This window comes from Halorussus halophilus (genome assembly GCF_008831545.1).
Taxonomy (GTDB): domain Archaea; phylum Halobacteriota; class Halobacteria; order Halobacteriales; family Haladaptataceae; genus Halorussus; species Halorussus halophilus.
In genome coordinates this window covers 1,803,371-1,817,165 of sequence record NZ_CP044523.1, presented here as the reverse complement: position 1 = coordinate 1,817,165, position 13,795 = coordinate 1,803,371, and the positions used below count along the sequence as shown (strand labels likewise).

The 13,795-nt window shown below is 62.8% G+C and carries 14 protein-coding genes; 9 read left to right on the top strand and 5 right to left on the bottom strand.

Annotation, left to right across the window (positions count from 1 at the left end; translation table 11 throughout):
* Positions 1–148 precede the first annotated feature (148 nt).
* Positions 149–1,042, top strand: coding sequence for a 1,4-dihydroxy-2-naphthoyl-CoA synthase (locus F7R90_RS08955; RefSeq protein WP_158057069.1), 894 nt, complete (start codon positions 149–151; stop codon positions 1,040–1,042).
* Between the two features lie 253 nt (positions 1,043–1,295).
* Here F7R90_RS08955 and F7R90_RS08950 read toward each other — a convergent pair whose 3' ends face one another.
* On the bottom strand, positions 1,296–1,787 hold the full coding sequence (locus tag F7R90_RS08950; RefSeq protein ID WP_158057068.1) for a GNAT family N-acetyltransferase: 492 nt from the start codon (positions 1,785–1,787) through the stop codon (positions 1,296–1,298).
* A gap of 85 nt (positions 1,788–1,872) precedes the next feature.
* Here F7R90_RS08950 and F7R90_RS08945 point away from each other — a divergent pair, with 85 nt between their 5' ends.
* From F7R90_RS08945 to menE, 3 genes are read left to right on the top strand one after another with little or no spacing between them, the layout of a single operon-like run.
* On the top strand, positions 1,873–2,817 hold the full coding sequence (locus F7R90_RS08945; protein ID WP_158057066.1) for a 1,4-dihydroxy-2-naphthoate polyprenyltransferase: 945 nt from the start codon (positions 1,873–1,875) through the stop codon (positions 2,815–2,817).
* A gap of 5 nt (positions 2,818–2,822) precedes the next feature.
* A complete protein-coding gene (locus F7R90_RS08940) occupies positions 2,823–3,938 on the top strand; it encodes a mandelate racemase/muconate lactonizing enzyme family protein (RefSeq protein ID WP_158057064.1) in 1,116 nt (371 codons plus the stop codon).
* On the top strand, positions 3,931–5,553 hold the full coding sequence (menE, locus tag F7R90_RS08935; RefSeq protein ID WP_158057062.1) for an o-succinylbenzoate--CoA ligase: 1,623 nt from the start codon (positions 3,931–3,933) through the stop codon (positions 5,551–5,553). The genes F7R90_RS08940 and menE overlap by 8 nt, the downstream gene beginning before the upstream one ends.
* Positions 5,554–5,557: 4 nt before the next feature.
* Here the strand turns inward: menE and F7R90_RS08930 are convergent, their stop codons facing one another.
* Positions 5,558–6,115: a CHRD domain-containing protein gene (locus F7R90_RS08930; protein WP_158057060.1), complete on the bottom strand. Its 558-nt coding sequence runs from the start codon at positions 6,113–6,115 to the stop codon at positions 5,558–5,560.
* Positions 6,116–6,260: 145 nt separating this feature from the next.
* On the opposite strand from F7R90_RS08930, the gene F7R90_RS08925 reads away from it, so the two are divergent.
* On the top strand, positions 6,261–6,965 hold the full coding sequence (locus F7R90_RS08925) for an NRDE family protein (protein ID WP_158057058.1): 705 nt from the start codon (positions 6,261–6,263) through the stop codon (positions 6,963–6,965).
* Between the two features lie 25 nt (positions 6,966–6,990).
* Complete coding sequence (locus tag F7R90_RS08920; RefSeq protein ID WP_158057056.1) at positions 6,991–7,332, top strand: helix-turn-helix transcriptional regulator; 342 nt, start codon at positions 6,991–6,993, stop codon at positions 7,330–7,332.
* An 87-nt stretch (positions 7,333–7,419) separates the two neighbouring features.
* Here the strand turns inward: F7R90_RS08920 and gatA are convergent, their stop codons facing one another.
* Positions 7,420–8,697 carry an Asp-tRNA(Asn)/Glu-tRNA(Gln) amidotransferase subunit GatA gene (gene gatA, locus F7R90_RS08915; protein WP_158057054.1) on the bottom strand — a complete coding sequence of 426 codons (1,278 nt, stop codon included), beginning with the start codon at positions 8,695–8,697 and terminating at the stop codon, positions 7,420–7,422.
* 2 nt (positions 8,698–8,699) lie between these two features.
* Positions 8,700–8,978 (bottom strand): Asp-tRNA(Asn)/Glu-tRNA(Gln) amidotransferase subunit GatC, encoded by a 279-nt coding sequence (gatC, locus tag F7R90_RS08910; RefSeq protein ID WP_158057052.1) that lies wholly within the window; start codon positions 8,976–8,978, stop codon positions 8,700–8,702.
* A gap of 300 nt (positions 8,979–9,278) precedes the next feature.
* Here gatC and F7R90_RS08905 point away from each other — a divergent pair, with 300 nt between their 5' ends.
* Positions 9,279–10,250, top strand: coding sequence for a transcription initiation factor IIB (locus F7R90_RS08905; RefSeq protein ID WP_192498449.1), 972 nt, complete (start codon positions 9,279–9,281; stop codon positions 10,248–10,250).
* Positions 10,251–10,387: 137 nt separating this feature from the next.
* Entirely contained in the window at positions 10,388–12,103 is a 1,716-nt protein-coding gene (locus tag F7R90_RS08900; RefSeq protein ID WP_158057048.1) for an MFS transporter, read from the top strand.
* A gap of 142 nt (positions 12,104–12,245) precedes the next feature.
* Here the strand turns inward: F7R90_RS08900 and F7R90_RS08895 are convergent, their stop codons facing one another.
* Complete coding sequence (locus F7R90_RS08895) at positions 12,246–13,052, bottom strand: DUF1801 domain-containing protein (protein ID WP_158057046.1); 807 nt, start codon at positions 13,050–13,052, stop codon at positions 12,246–12,248.
* A 179-nt stretch (positions 13,053–13,231) separates the two neighbouring features.
* Here F7R90_RS08895 and F7R90_RS08890 point away from each other — a divergent pair, with 179 nt between their 5' ends.
* Positions 13,232–13,705, top strand: a complete 474-nt coding sequence (locus tag F7R90_RS08890; protein WP_158057044.1) for an NUDIX domain-containing protein — start codon at positions 13,232–13,234, stop codon at positions 13,703–13,705.
* Positions 13,706–13,795 lie beyond the last annotated feature (90 nt).

Genomic DNA, 13,795 nt, shown 5'->3' with positions numbered 1-13,795 from the left:
GGCTTTCGAAGTAGTCACAGTAGTGGTGATGGAATCTATCGACCGTGGTGAACCAATCACGACTTTCGAGACAGCTACGTTCTCGATAGAAATTCCTCCTCGTCGTGAACGAGGAATCTTTTTGCGCGCTCCGTCCGGACCCCGACACATGGTCTCAGAAATCTTCGACCCCGACGCATGGGAGTCTGCGGGTCCTGAATTCGACGACATCACCTACCATCGAGCAGTCGAGTCGGGCACCGTCCGGATCGCGTTCGACCGGCCGGAGGTTCGAAACGCCTTCCGACCCAAAACTGTAGACGAACTGTACGACGCGCTTGACCACGCGAAGCGCCAGACTGACGTGGGCTGTGTCCTCCTCACCGGCAACGGCCCGTCGCCCAAAGACGGCGGGTGGGCGTTCTGTTCGGGCGGCGACCAGCGGGTACGCGGCGACGAGGGCTACGAGTACCGCGGCGAAGACGGACAGAGCGAGCGAGCATCCAAGGGCGGCCGCCTGCACATCCTGGAAGTCCAGCGACTCATCCGCCACATCCCCAAACCAGTCCTCTGCGTCGTTCCCGGCTGGGCCGTGGGCGGCGGCCACAGCCTCCACGTCGTCTGCGACATGACCATCGCCAGTGAGGACCACGCGCTGTTCAAGCAGACCGACCCCGACGTAGCCTCTTTCGACGCCGGATTCGGCTCGGCGTATCTCGCCAAGCAGGTCGGCCAGAAGAAGGCCCGCGAAATCTTCTTCCTCGGGAAGAACTACGACGCCGAAGAAGCCGCCGAGATGGGCATGGTCAACGAGGCAGTCCCGCACGAGAAACTCGAAGAAGTCGCGCTCGACTGGGCCGAGACGATGAACGAGAAGAGTCCGACTGCGATGCGGATGCTCAAGTACGCCTTCAACATGACCGACGACGGCATGGTCGGCCAGCAGGTGTTCGCGGGCGAAGCGACTCGACTGGGGTACATGACCGACGAAGCGAAAGAGGGTCGAGACGCGTTCGTGGAAGGCAGAGAGCCTGACTTCGACGAGTTCGATTGGCACTACTAGGACCGGCCTTTTTTCCGCTCGGGTGGCAACGGGCCGCTTCGCGGCCCTGCCACCGCTCGCGCAAAAAACGTCGATGAAAAAAGGGACGCTCGAAATCCGTGCGCCGAGCGCACGGATTTCTCACGTCTTCTGCCACTGGACCGCAAGCGCGCCGCAGGCGCGCAGAACCGCGCTCACTGCGTTCGCGCAGACGCTGGAGGTGGTTGATTCGTCCTCTCGTTTCCGCCGGTGGTCAGTCCTGTCTTGACGCCTTCTACCCCAAATCCTTGGCATATGTGAGTCGCGGCAAGTCGAAGTTACCCGCACCACCCTCTTCGACTCGCTCGAAACCAGACGACTCGTAGAATCCGATTGCATCCTCGTTCTCCTGAAACACCGACAGTCGGAGCCGTTCCACGCCACGACTTTGCAGTTCCGCCTCCAATCGTTCGAGCAGTTTCGTTCCGACTCCTCGCCCCCAATCGTTGGGCTGGACGTAGATTCGATACAGGTGGTAGGTCGCGTCGCGGTCGTCGTCCGGCGCACCAATGGCGAACCCGACGACCCGACCCTCGGTGGTTGCGACGAAGAACGGTCGTTCCTCGCGGTTTACGTCTGCGGTCACGTTCTCGAGGTTGAACCACGAATCGACTTTATCCGTAACTGTTCCCTCCCCGAGTATCTCGTCGTAGGCCGCGTGCCATGACGCGCGAGCGACTCGCTGGACCGCCTCGGCGTCGTCGGCCGTCGTCTCACGGACGTTCATATCTTGCTTCGTTGATGTGAAGCCAAAATTCCTCCGACCTCCCAAACCACAGACGCTATGACCCGTTCGGCATAATCCCCAAATAATGAGCGACGTAGCTACCGAACACTCCCGCCGCGAGGCGTGGTGGATGGCCGCCCGGCCACACACCCTCCCGGCGGCCGCCGCGCCCATCTTCGTCGGCGTCGGCCTCGCAGTCCACGAGTCTAAGTTCGCCGCACTCCCGGCACTCGCCGCGTTCGTCGGCGCGGCCCTCATCCAAATCGGGACGAACTTCGCCAACGACTACTACGACGCCGTGAAGGGCGTCGATACCGACGAACGCAAGGGATTCACCCGCGTCACGCAGTCGGGTCTCATCGCGCCCGCCGAAGTCAAGCGCGCGATGTATCTCACCTTCGCAATCGCAATTCTCGTCGGCGTCTATCTGGTCTACGTCGGTGGGCTTCCCATCCTGCTCATCGGCCTCGCCAGCGTCGTCTCCGGTATCGCCTACGCGGGCGGCCCATTCCCCTTAGGGTCGAACGGCCTCGGCGACCTTTTCGTCTTCCTCTTCTTCGGCGTCATCGCCGTGATGGGTACCTTCTACGTGCAGGCCGCCGCTGTGGTCGCCGCCGCACCGTTCCCGATGGGGATTCCCGAAGGAACCGTCACACTCGCGGCGTTCGTGGCAAGTCTGCCTGTCGCGGCTATCTCTACGAACATCCTCGTCGTGAACAATATCCGAGACCTCGAAACCGACAAAGAGGCGGGCAAGCAGACGCTCGCGGTGATCATCGGCTACGGTGCCAGCAGAGCCGAGTACGTCGGGATGCTCGCACTCGCGTATCTCGCCCCCTTCTGGTTCTGGCTGGAAGCGGGGTACAGTCCCGCCGTTCTCCTGCCGCTGGTGACACTTCCCTACGCCGCCAAGATTACCCAGACCGTCCTCTCCGATACGTCGGGAGAAGCGCTGAACCCTGCGCTCGAACAGACCGGTAAACTGCTTGCGGGTCATTCCGTGCTGTTCGCGCTCGGGATGTTAGTTTGAACACGATGAACGCCGAAATTCGACCGTTCTCGTTGCCGCTCGCTTCGCCGCTCGACACTGCTCGCGGTCCAATCGAGCGACGGGACGGCTTCCTGTTCCGAGTGGAGTCCGCGGGAGTCGTCGGCGTCGGCGAAGCCACTCCGCTTCCGGGATGGACCGAATCGAGAGACGACTGCGAACAGGCACTCGAAACTGCGATAGAGCGACTCGACGCAGAGCCGGAAAATCCGGCTTCGAAAGGCGTTATCGCGGGCATGGACGAAACTCCCGCCGCGCGCCACGCCCTCGACCTCGCGCTCGCCGACCGCGAAGCGACCAACGAAGGCGTCCCGCTTTACCAGTATCTCGACGCTCTCTGGCGTGCCGACGGCGACGAATCGACCGACCGCGTCGTCGAACGAGTTCCCGCCAATGCGACCATCGGGGACTCCGGAGTCGAGGAGACCGTAGCGGATGCAGAGCGAGCGACCACCGAAGGCTTCGATTGCTTGAAGCTGAAGGTCGGCGCGCGAGACCTCTCAGCTGATATCGCACGCGTCGAAGCAGTCCGGGACGCCTGTCCAGACGCCGAACTCCGCGCCGACGCCAACGCCGCGTGGAATCGCGGGCAGGCCCAGACTTTCTTAGGTGCGGTCGGCGAGAGTATCGAATACGTCGAGCAACCGCTCGACGCGACCGACATCGCGGGTCTCGCCGCGCTCGACGGACCGGTCGCACTAGACGAGACGCTCGCCGAAGTCCCACTCGAAGACGCCCTCGACGCGAATCCCGAAGCGGTGATTTTGAAGCCGATGGCACTCGGTGGCCCGAGCAGAACGGTCGAGTTAGCGAGAAACGCACGCGAATCCGGCGTCGAACCGGTCGTGACCACGACTATCGACGGCGCAGTCGCTCGCACCGCGGCAGTCCACGTCGCGGCCGCGATTCCGGACGTGTCGGCCTGCGGTCTCGCTACCGCGACGATGCTCGACTCGGATTTGGGGCCGGACATCGCCCCGGTCGCAGACGGCCACGTGCTGGTCCCGCAGGGCGACGGCAACGGCACCGCGGATACGTGGGGTGCCAATAATAGCGGAGGCGAGGGAATCGACGGGGAGAACGGAGGCGAGAGCGATGCGTGAGGAACCGCCAACGCGCGACTGGTTGACCCACAGAGCGCGCGCGTCTCCCGAAAAGACGGCGCTCGTGGAAGCCGACGACGGGACCGAATGGAGCTACGCAGAACTAGACGACGCGGTCGCGGAGACCGCTGGTCAACTCGCCGCGCGGGGTGTCGAAGAAGGCGACCACCTCGGCGTGCTGATGGAGACTCGCGTGGCGTTCGTCAGGGTCGTTCACGCGGCGATGCGACTCGGTGCGGTGCTGGTGCCGCTGAACGCGAGACTCGCTCGGCCAGAGTTGGAGCGGCAGGCCGAGACGGCAGACGTGACGGCACTCGTCTGCGAGCGCCAGACGGAAGCCGATGCCATCGCCGTCGCGCAGCGTCGTAGCACGTCAGAGCGCGCCGCGACGATTCCAGTGGCAAGCGTCGATTCGCCCGAGGAGAAAGGAGCGGTCGCCCTGCGCGAACAGGGAACACAGCAATTCGAACCAGTCGAGTGGTCCCCCACAGACACGATGGCGATGCTGTTCACCTCCGGCACGACCGGCGACCCGAAAGCAGTCTCCCTCTCGATGGGGAACTTCTTCGCCAGCGCGACTGCCTCGGCGTTCCGCCTCGGCGTCCTCCCCGAGGACCGCTGGTTGCTCTGCCTCTCGATGTACCACATGGGCGGCCTCTCGGTCGTCCTCCGGTCGGCGCTGTACGGGACGGCCGTCGTCTTGCAGGAGGGCTTCGACGCGACTGCCGCGACGACCGCGATTGCTGAGTACGAGGTCACCGGCGTCTCGCTCGTGCCGACGATGCTCCGGCGGATGCTCGGTGCTTCCGACCTAGCCGACTCGCTCCGGTTCGTCCTACTCGGTGGCGCACCTGCCTCGGACGAACTTCTCGCGCGCTGTGAGACGCGCGGCGTGCCAGTCCACCCGACCTACGGCATGACCGAGACGACTTCTCAGATTGCCACCGCGTCCCCCCGAGAGGCGTTCGACTACGACGGTACGGTCGGCCGTCCCCTACTCGGCACCGACGTGACCGTGGTGGACGACGACGGTACTCCTCTGCCGTCCGGTGAAGCGGGTGAACTCGTCGTTTCGGGACCGACCGTGATGACTGGCTACTACGGCGATTCGGAGGCAACGGAAGAAGCGTTCGGTACCCACGGATTCCATACCGGCGACGTGGGCTACCGCGACGACGGTGGGCGACTCTGGATTCTGAATCGGCGCGAGGACCGCATCGTCACCGGCGGCGAGAACGTCCACCCCGGCGAGGTAGTCGAGGTCCTGCGCTCGCATCCGAAAATCCGCGAAGCCGCTGTCGTCGGCCTCGCAGACGACGAGTGGGGCGAGCGCGTCGCCGCACTCGTGGTGCCGGAGGAGGACGCGACTGACCGGGACGCATCGCTCACAGAAGACGCCCTCGACGCTCACTGCCGCGATAGATTGGCGGGCTACAAATGTCCGAAGACAATCGCGTTCGCCGACGAACTGCCGCGGACCGCGTCCGGAACCGTCGAGCGCGAGGCCGTCCGCGAGCGTCTGCTAGCGGACGGCGAGTGTGACGAGCGCGGAGATGAGCGCGACGAGCGCGACGAGCGCGACGAGCACGACGAGGGTGACGATTGCGACGAGTAGTCAGCTACAGTAGTGTCTCGACGGGACGCGTCTGTCCGCGGATTTCGCCTGCCTCGTTCTGCTGGGTGTGGACGTTGACGTACGCTTCCTCCGAGCGCATGGCGTCGAGCAGTACCGACAGCGATTCGCCGTCGAGCGGCCCTACGAACTCGTCACTCGTGATGGTCCCCTGTGCTATGACTCCGTTCGATTCTCCCTGTCGTAATTCTGGCTCGCGCGCGTCCACGCTGGGATAGAGCCAGACGCCCACCGGGCCGTTCTCGTCCGGGCCGCCGAGGTGGACGTGCGCCATGATGACGTTCTCGACGTTCGCCACCGCCAGCGAGTAGTCCACGCCGTCTTCGCCGACAGCGAAGATGGCGAGGCCCGTCGCAGGCGTCTCGACTGGCGGGTTCTGCTCGACTCCCGAGAGGGCGGCGACGAATAGCGTCGTCGCCTCGCCCTGCGTGGTAGTCTCCTGTTCGGTAGTCGTTTCTTGCGCGCCCGCCGACTCCACGACGCCGATTCCGGTGAGAGCGACTCCCAATTTGATGAGTTCGCGTCTCTCTATCCGCTCTATCATTCTCGAACCCCGGCCCTCTCTCGACCCGAACGAGCATAAGTCCTTGTCTACCTGACAAGATAGCGGTATTCGACCACGAGACGGGCAGCCCCCGCTTCCTGCCGGGGCCGCGACCTTTTAGCCGGTAACGACCGTAGTAGTGCCCGTGTGCACGCTCATCCTCGCGTGGCGGGTGTTCGACGGGACGCCGATAGCCGCCGCCGCGAACCGTGACGAAGCACTGGGTCGCCCCTCTCGGCCGCCCGGCGTCCTCGACAGCGACCCCACGGTCGTCGCGCCACAGGACGCCGAAGCGGGCGGGACGTGGCTCGGCTACAACGACGAGGGCTTGTTCGTCGCCATCACGAATCGACGGTCGGACATCGACGGCGAACGCTCGCGTGGTCTACTCGTCCGGGACGCCCTCGCCAGCGAGTCGGCCGCAGACGCCGTTTCGTTCGTCCGAACGGAACTCGCGGGGCGAGAGTACGCTGGCTTCAACCTCGTCGTCGCCGACGCCGAGGAGGCGACCCTGTTAGAGTGGGACGGGGTCCTTCGAACCTCGCATCTTGGACCCGGCGTTCACGTCGTCGTCAACGAAGGGCACAACGGCGCGGCCCCGAAAGCCAAGCGCATCCGCGAAGCCGCACATCCCGAGTATCACGAGACGGCCGACGCGTGGTTCGACCACGTGAAAGGCGTCCTGCGCGACCACGACCTGAAAGCCTGCGTCCACGCGGAGGGCTACGGGACGAAGTCCTCGTCGCTGGTCACGCTCGACGAAGACGGAACGGGACGCTACTGGTTCGCCGACGGCAAGCCCTGCGAGACCGACTACGAGCGGGTCGAAATCGAAGACAATCAATTTTAAACCGCTCCCGTTCTCACGTTGTGGTATGGCTGTATCCGAAGAGGACCTCAGCGAAGCGGAGCTCGCGGGCCTCGAACTCGTCAGGGAGACCGGCGGCATCCACCAGAGCGACTTCTGGAAGGAACTCGACGTTGACTCCCGCAAGGGGAGTCGCATCGTGGACTCCCTGTTCGAGAAGGGCCTCGTCCAGCGCGAGGAGACGGTGTACAACGGACACAACACCTATCTCATCACGCCCGCGCCACGCGACTTGGACTTCTCGCTGTTGATGGCAGGCGACATGCTCTCGCCGTTCATCGGTGAAGAGGAAATCGACGCCGAGAGCGACGCCTTCTCGCAGTGGATCATGAACTTGGCGTACGAATAATCCGATACAGACGACTTCTCTTGCAGATTCTTCCGTCGCTACGTCGAACAGAATAGCTCACCAAAAAGCGAAAATCGAACGAAACGGTCAGTTCTCCACAGCACTGCCCGCCCGAACAATCGTCTCCTCGCCGAACGCCGGACCCATGAACTGAATCCCAACCGGCAATCCGTCAACCTCACCAGCAGGCACCGAAATAGCGGGCAGGTCGGCCAGATTCGCGGGGACGGTGTTCGCGTCCGCGAGGTACATCTTGAGCGGGTCGTCCAGACTCTCGCCGACTTCGAACGGCGGGGTCGGCATCGTCGGACTCGCCACGACGTCAACCTGTTCGAAGGTCTCGTCGAAGTCCTGCTTGATCCACGCGCGAGCGTCCTGTGCCTGCTTGTAGTACTTGTCGTGGTACCCCGCCGAAAGCGCGTACGTGCCGAGCAGGATGCGGCGCTTGACCTCTTCGCCGAAGGCCTCTTCGCGAGCCTCGCTGAACGTCTCGTTCCAGTTACCGTCGAAACCGCCCGATTTCCCGTAGCGCACGCCGTCGAAGCGCGCGAGGTTCGAGGAGGCTTCCGACATGGCGATGACGTAGTAGGCTTCCACCGCGTGTTCGACCGAGGGGAGCGTGACCTCTTCGACGGTCGCGCCCTGCTCTCGGAGGTCGTCCAGCGTCTCCTCGAAGCGCTCCACGACGCCTTCGTCCGCACCCTCGATGAGTTCGGTTGGAACACCAATCGTTAGCCCCTCGACATCGCCGTCCGCCGCGCTGGCGTAGTCGGAGTCTGCACCTTCTTCTCGGGAGGTACCGTCGTGTTCGTCAGGACCACTAATCACGTCCAGCAGGCCTGCGGCCTCCTCGACAGTCGGCGCGAGCGGGCCGATCTGTTCGAGACTGTTCGCGTAGGCCACGAGTCCGTAGCGCGAGACGAGTCCGTAGGTCGGCTTGATGCCGACGACGCCGCAGAACGCCGCCGGGTTCCGAATCGAGCCACCCGTGTCGGACCCGAGCGCGAGGTCTGCTTTTCCTGCCGCGACGGCGGCCGCACTGCCGCCGGAAGAACCACCGGGAACCCGGTCGGTCGCGACAGGATTCACCGTCGCGCCATACGCCGACGTTTCGGTGGTCGAACCCATGCCGAACTCGTCCATGTTCGTCTTACCGACGATGGTCGCGCCAGCGTCCTTCAACTTCTGGACGACCGTGGCGTCGTACGGCGGCACGTAGTCGTCCAGCATCTCGGAGGCGCAGGTCGTGCGCACGCCCTCGGTGCTGATGTTGTCCTTGACGGCGACGGACTTGCCCGCGAGCGGGCCGTCCTCCTCGCCCTCGATGGTCGTTTCCGTGATGAAGATGTTCGCGTCGGAACTCATAGTTACGAGACGTTCGGTCCTTTGAAGTAGCCGTCTTCGGTCTCTGGTGCGTTGGCGAGTGCGTCCTCTTGGCTCAGGCACTCGCGGGCCTCGTCTTCGCGCATCACGTTCACGAGGTCGGCGTCACGTTCGACCTCTGGTACTTCGTCCAGCGTTTCGAAGTAGTCGAGGATGTCCGCGAACTGCTCGGTGAACCGCTCGACCTCCTCGTCGTCGAGATCGACGCGCGCGAGGCGGGCGATGTTGCGGACCTCCTCGGGTCCGGGAGACGATTCGCTCATACCTGTAGGGTTTCGTGGGCCAGCGGTAAGGGTTTCGATACGGGGTCTCGATTCGACGCTGAACCGCTCGCAACAACCATATTAAAAAGATAGGGAATTGCGCCGAACACACAACATAGAGATTCCGGGGTTTTCGGGACCGAGAAAGTCAGATATTGATGAACTGAAGAAAACGTTGCATCGAACCGCCACAGTCTTTAAGTAGATACGACCGCAACTGAAGAACGTATTCTGACCTCTGCGACAGCGACCCCTCTACCTTCGGTTGTCCCGTCGAACGACGCACCTATGATTCTGACCATGACTAACACACAAATTCGCAACCGAACGAACGAGCGAGCGGCGGACGAAACGGAGCGTGAACGGGAGGACGAGCAGGTCTGCCCCGAATGTGGCGGCAACCTCGTCGCCGACGACGAGCGCGGTGAGACCGTCTGTGCGGAGTGCGGACTAGTCGTGGACGAAGACCAAATCGACCCCGGCCCGGAGTGGCGTGCCTTCGACGCCAGTGAGAAAGACGAGAAGAGCAGGGTCGGCGCGCCCACCACCAACACGATGCACGACAAGGGTCTCTCGACCAACATCGGCTGGCAGGACAAGGACGCCTACGGCAACTCACTGGGGTCGCGCCAACGCCAGAAGATGCAGCGCCTGCGTAAGTGGAACGAGCGGTTCCGAACACGAGACAGCAAGGAGCGCAACCTCAAGCAGGCGCTCGGCGAAATCGACCGGATGGCGAGTGCGTCTGGTCTCCCCGACAACGTCCGGGAGACGGCGTCGGTCATCTATCGGCGCGCACTGAACGAGGACCTCCTACCGGGCCGCTCCATCGAAGGTGTCGCTACGAGCGCGCTCTACGCGGCCGCCCGCCAAGCGGGAACCCCGCGAAGTCTGGACGAGATAGCGAACGTCTCGCGGGTCGAGAAGGACGAAATCGCTCGCACGTATCGCTACGTCGTCCGAGAACTCGGCCTCGAAATCCAGCCCGCAGACCCCAAGAGCTACGTCCCGCGGTTCGTCTCGGACCTCGGCGTGAGCGAGGAAGTCGAACGGCGTGCCCGGGAACTCCTCGACAACGCCACCGAGAAGGGCATCCACAGCGGCAAGTCGCCGGTCGGTCTCGCCGCTGCGGCCGTCTACGCCGGTGCTCTCCTCAGCAACGAGAAAGTGACCCAAGCCGAGGTCAGCGACGTTTCGGACATCAGCGAGGTCACCATTCGCAACCGCTATCACGAACTGCTCGAAGCGGAAGAAGACACCGTCGCGCTCTAATTTTCCGTCGCTACCGCGCCTCCGAATTGCTCGGCAAACTCTCGAACCGGCGAGGTCGCTCGCCGAGAGTATCGCTGATTACGGAAGAGCCACCGAAGATACGTATTAGTGGTTCCGTGTCGTAGAACCTCCGGTTCATGAGTAACCCGGAGTCGGGGGAAACGCAACCGGGAGACACGCGAACGCAGTCGAGCGTTCGGTTCTGGGGACCCGCAGTCATCGCGTCGATGAGCATGTTCCTCGGGGTACTCGACTCGTCGATGATGAACGTCGCCGTGCCGTCCATCGTCGAGGACTTGAACACCACGGTCAGTTCGCTGCAAGGAGCTATCGCCGTGTATTCGATGGTGATGGCCGCACTCATCATTCCCGGCGGAAGCCTCAGAGCGGCCCTCGATTCCAGGCGACTCCTCCTCGTCACGCTCGCCGTCTACAGCGTCGGGACCTTTCTGGCAGGCATCAGCTGGAACTTCGCTGTCCTCTTTCTCGGTTGGTCACTCATCGAAGGCGTCGCGGCCGCTCTCCTGTTGCCGATTACCTACTCTATCGTCGTGGAGAACTACGCTGGAACCAACCGGGCGAAAGCCTTCGGGGCCATCGGGGGCGTGACGGCCGTCGGGGTCGCCGTCGGACCGATGGTCGGTGGAACCCTCACGACCTACGGAAGCTGGCGCTGGGGCTTGCTCGGCGAACTCCTCGTCGTGTTCGTAATCGTCGTATTGGCGCTCCGGTATCTGGAATCGAAGCCGAACGACGAGACCATCGCGTTCGACGCTGGCGGGACGATACTGTCGATTCTCGGAGTCGTCGGCATCATCGGCGGGTCGTTGCTCGCCGGGCACTACGGGTGGATTCGCCCGCTTCGGCCGTTCGTCGTCGGCGGGACCCAAATTCAGCCGCTCGGCCTCTCGCCAGCGATTTGGTGCATCGGGGTCGGAATCGTAGTCCTCTTCGCGTTCGTGCAGTGGGAACTCCGACAGGAGCGTGCCGACCGACCTGTGCTAGTCCCTCCAACAGTCTTGCAGAATCGAACGTTCGCGGCGGGCATCTCGACGTTCGCCAGCGAGTCGTTGTTCCTCGCCGGGTTCATGTTCACGGTTCCAGTGTTTCTCCAGTCAGCACTGGAGTTTTCGGCGTTCGAAAGCGGTGTCGCACTACTGCCGTTCTCCGTGACCACGCTCGTATTGGCAGTGGTCTCGACCGGTTGGCGGCAGTACGTCGCTCAGAAGCACATCATCCAGTTGGGACTCGTACTCATCGGCGTCGGAATGCTACTGCTGACCGGCCGTATCGGACTCGACTTGACTGTCTCTAAACTGGTCCTGCCGATGTCGGTCATCGGCATCGGTCTCGGACTGTTCACCGGGCAAGTGGTCGATTTATCGATGTCGGCCGTGCCCGAGTCCGAATCGGCCGTCTCGTCGGGCGTCATCAACTCACTGAGTCAACTGGGCTACGCGTTCGGGACGGCAGTGGCCGGTTCTGTCCTGCTGTCGCGGTTCTACGGGAGCGTCGTCGCTAGCGTCACCCGCCTCACGAGTGGTACGACGCTCGCGGCGGACGCTCGGCGACAACTCGCCGTTCGTCTCCAAGATGCGACGGAGACGACGACCCAAGCACAACAGGAGGCGTTCGTGAACGGGCTTCCACCTGCGACCCAACGCCAGATTACCGAAGCCGTTCAGAACGCGATGTTGACGGCCCAGAAGAGCGTGCTGGTAATCCTCGTGCTGTTCGTCTTGGTGACAATCTTCGTGTCGAGTTTCCTCCCACTGACGAAATTCCAACGGGGGGATACGTCGGAACCGACAGCGACGGCTAATGATGAAGAGACGGTCTCGACTGGCGAGTGACGGGAACCGCCGAAGACGCGTGGCTTGCGATGGGCGCGCTGGCGCTGATGACGGTTCTCTCTATCGCGGCCGCGACAGTTGCGATACGGCGTATCGATTGACGTGTGACTGGCTGGAGGTCATCCGAACGTCTCGGATTTCCTCACCAGCCCATCCCGGGATTATCGGCGGCCTGTCGGACCCAGGAAGCGACCTGCTCCTCGTCCAGCGTGTCCGTCTCTTTCACGTCCAAGGCTTGTCTCTCCGGTCCAGTCCCGCTCGGCGGTTCGGGTTCGAGGTAGGCGTCACACACGAAGGACAGTTTCACGTGGTTCTTGAACGCACTGAACGACGCGAACCAGCCTCCGTCTTCGACGCCATAGAACGGCTGGTGATACTTCACGGCGCGGCGCACGTCGGGCACTTCTCGTTGAATAATCTCGTCGAACTGTGTCGCAACCTCACTCTTCCAACCCGGTAACGCCGCAACGTACGCCTTCACCGCCGTCGAGCCATCGGTGTCGTCCTTCCTCCGTGCCGCTTGGTACCGTTTGCTCCGTACTTCCCACTCCTCCTGCGTCGGAACCTCGTCGGTCAACTCGATTTCCCCGAAGTCCTCGTCCACGATGGTCTCCTCGCCCGCTCGGCCTGAAATCGCGGTCACGACCAAGACTGAGTCTGGCTCTTCGGGTCCAGAAAACAGGTCGAAGTCCACCCGCAACGTATCTCCTCGCCAGTGACGAGCGAAGCCTACCCAGCCGTCGGGATGGTCGTCACGGGTGTCTCGCTCGACTCGAAAGAGACCCAACAGGGCTGGAATAGCGTCGGCACCCCATTGGAGTCCCTTCTCCAAGTCCGTGAAACGAACTCCCTCGTCGTGGTCGGCTTGGTAGTAGGGTGCTCTGATTGTTCGGTTCGCCATCACGAGTTCGGAGACCCGCTGGACGGTCAGTGACCCGGATGCGCTCATAGTCAGGTCCAATACGCGGTGTGAGGGTATCAAAATTCTTGTGGTTCACAGAACGCCGATTTCAGCCGTTTCCGGTGGTGTCAACAGACGATACGGGTATCGAGGATGTGCGATTAGTTTCTGGCGCGACGCTAGTTAAAGTCGGAACGCCAAAATCGACCGAATGACTGTGGACACACATGGAAACCACTCGCCACTTCACCGCGACGACGTACGTCGTCGAGAGCGGCGCGCTCGCCCTGCACCACCACGACCGACTCGACATGTGGCTCGCGCCCGGTGGGCACGTAGACCGGGATGAACTCCCCCGCGAAGCCGCCGAACGTGAAGTTCGCGAAGAGACTGGTCTCGACGTAGAACTGCTCGAACCGGAGACGAGCGTAGTCGCCGACGCCGGACGAGAACTCCCGCCTGCCGAACACACGATGCTGTTCGACATCGACGTGTACCCAGACGGCGATGTCGGCCACCAGCACATCGATTTCATCTACTACGCCGAAGCCGAGAACCGAGCAATCGACCCGGAAGACGGCGAGAAAGGTGCGTCTGCGTGGAGGTGGCTCACCGCCGACGAACTGGACGCCCGCGAGGAACTGGCGACCGAAGTCGTCCAACTCGGCAAAGAGGCTATCGAACGCGTCGAGTCGCGCTGAGCAAGAGGCCGTATCGACTGACGACTACCCACGAACGATTTTCAATTGAACACGCTATTTTATACTCTGAGAAGCTTAATTATCCACGGG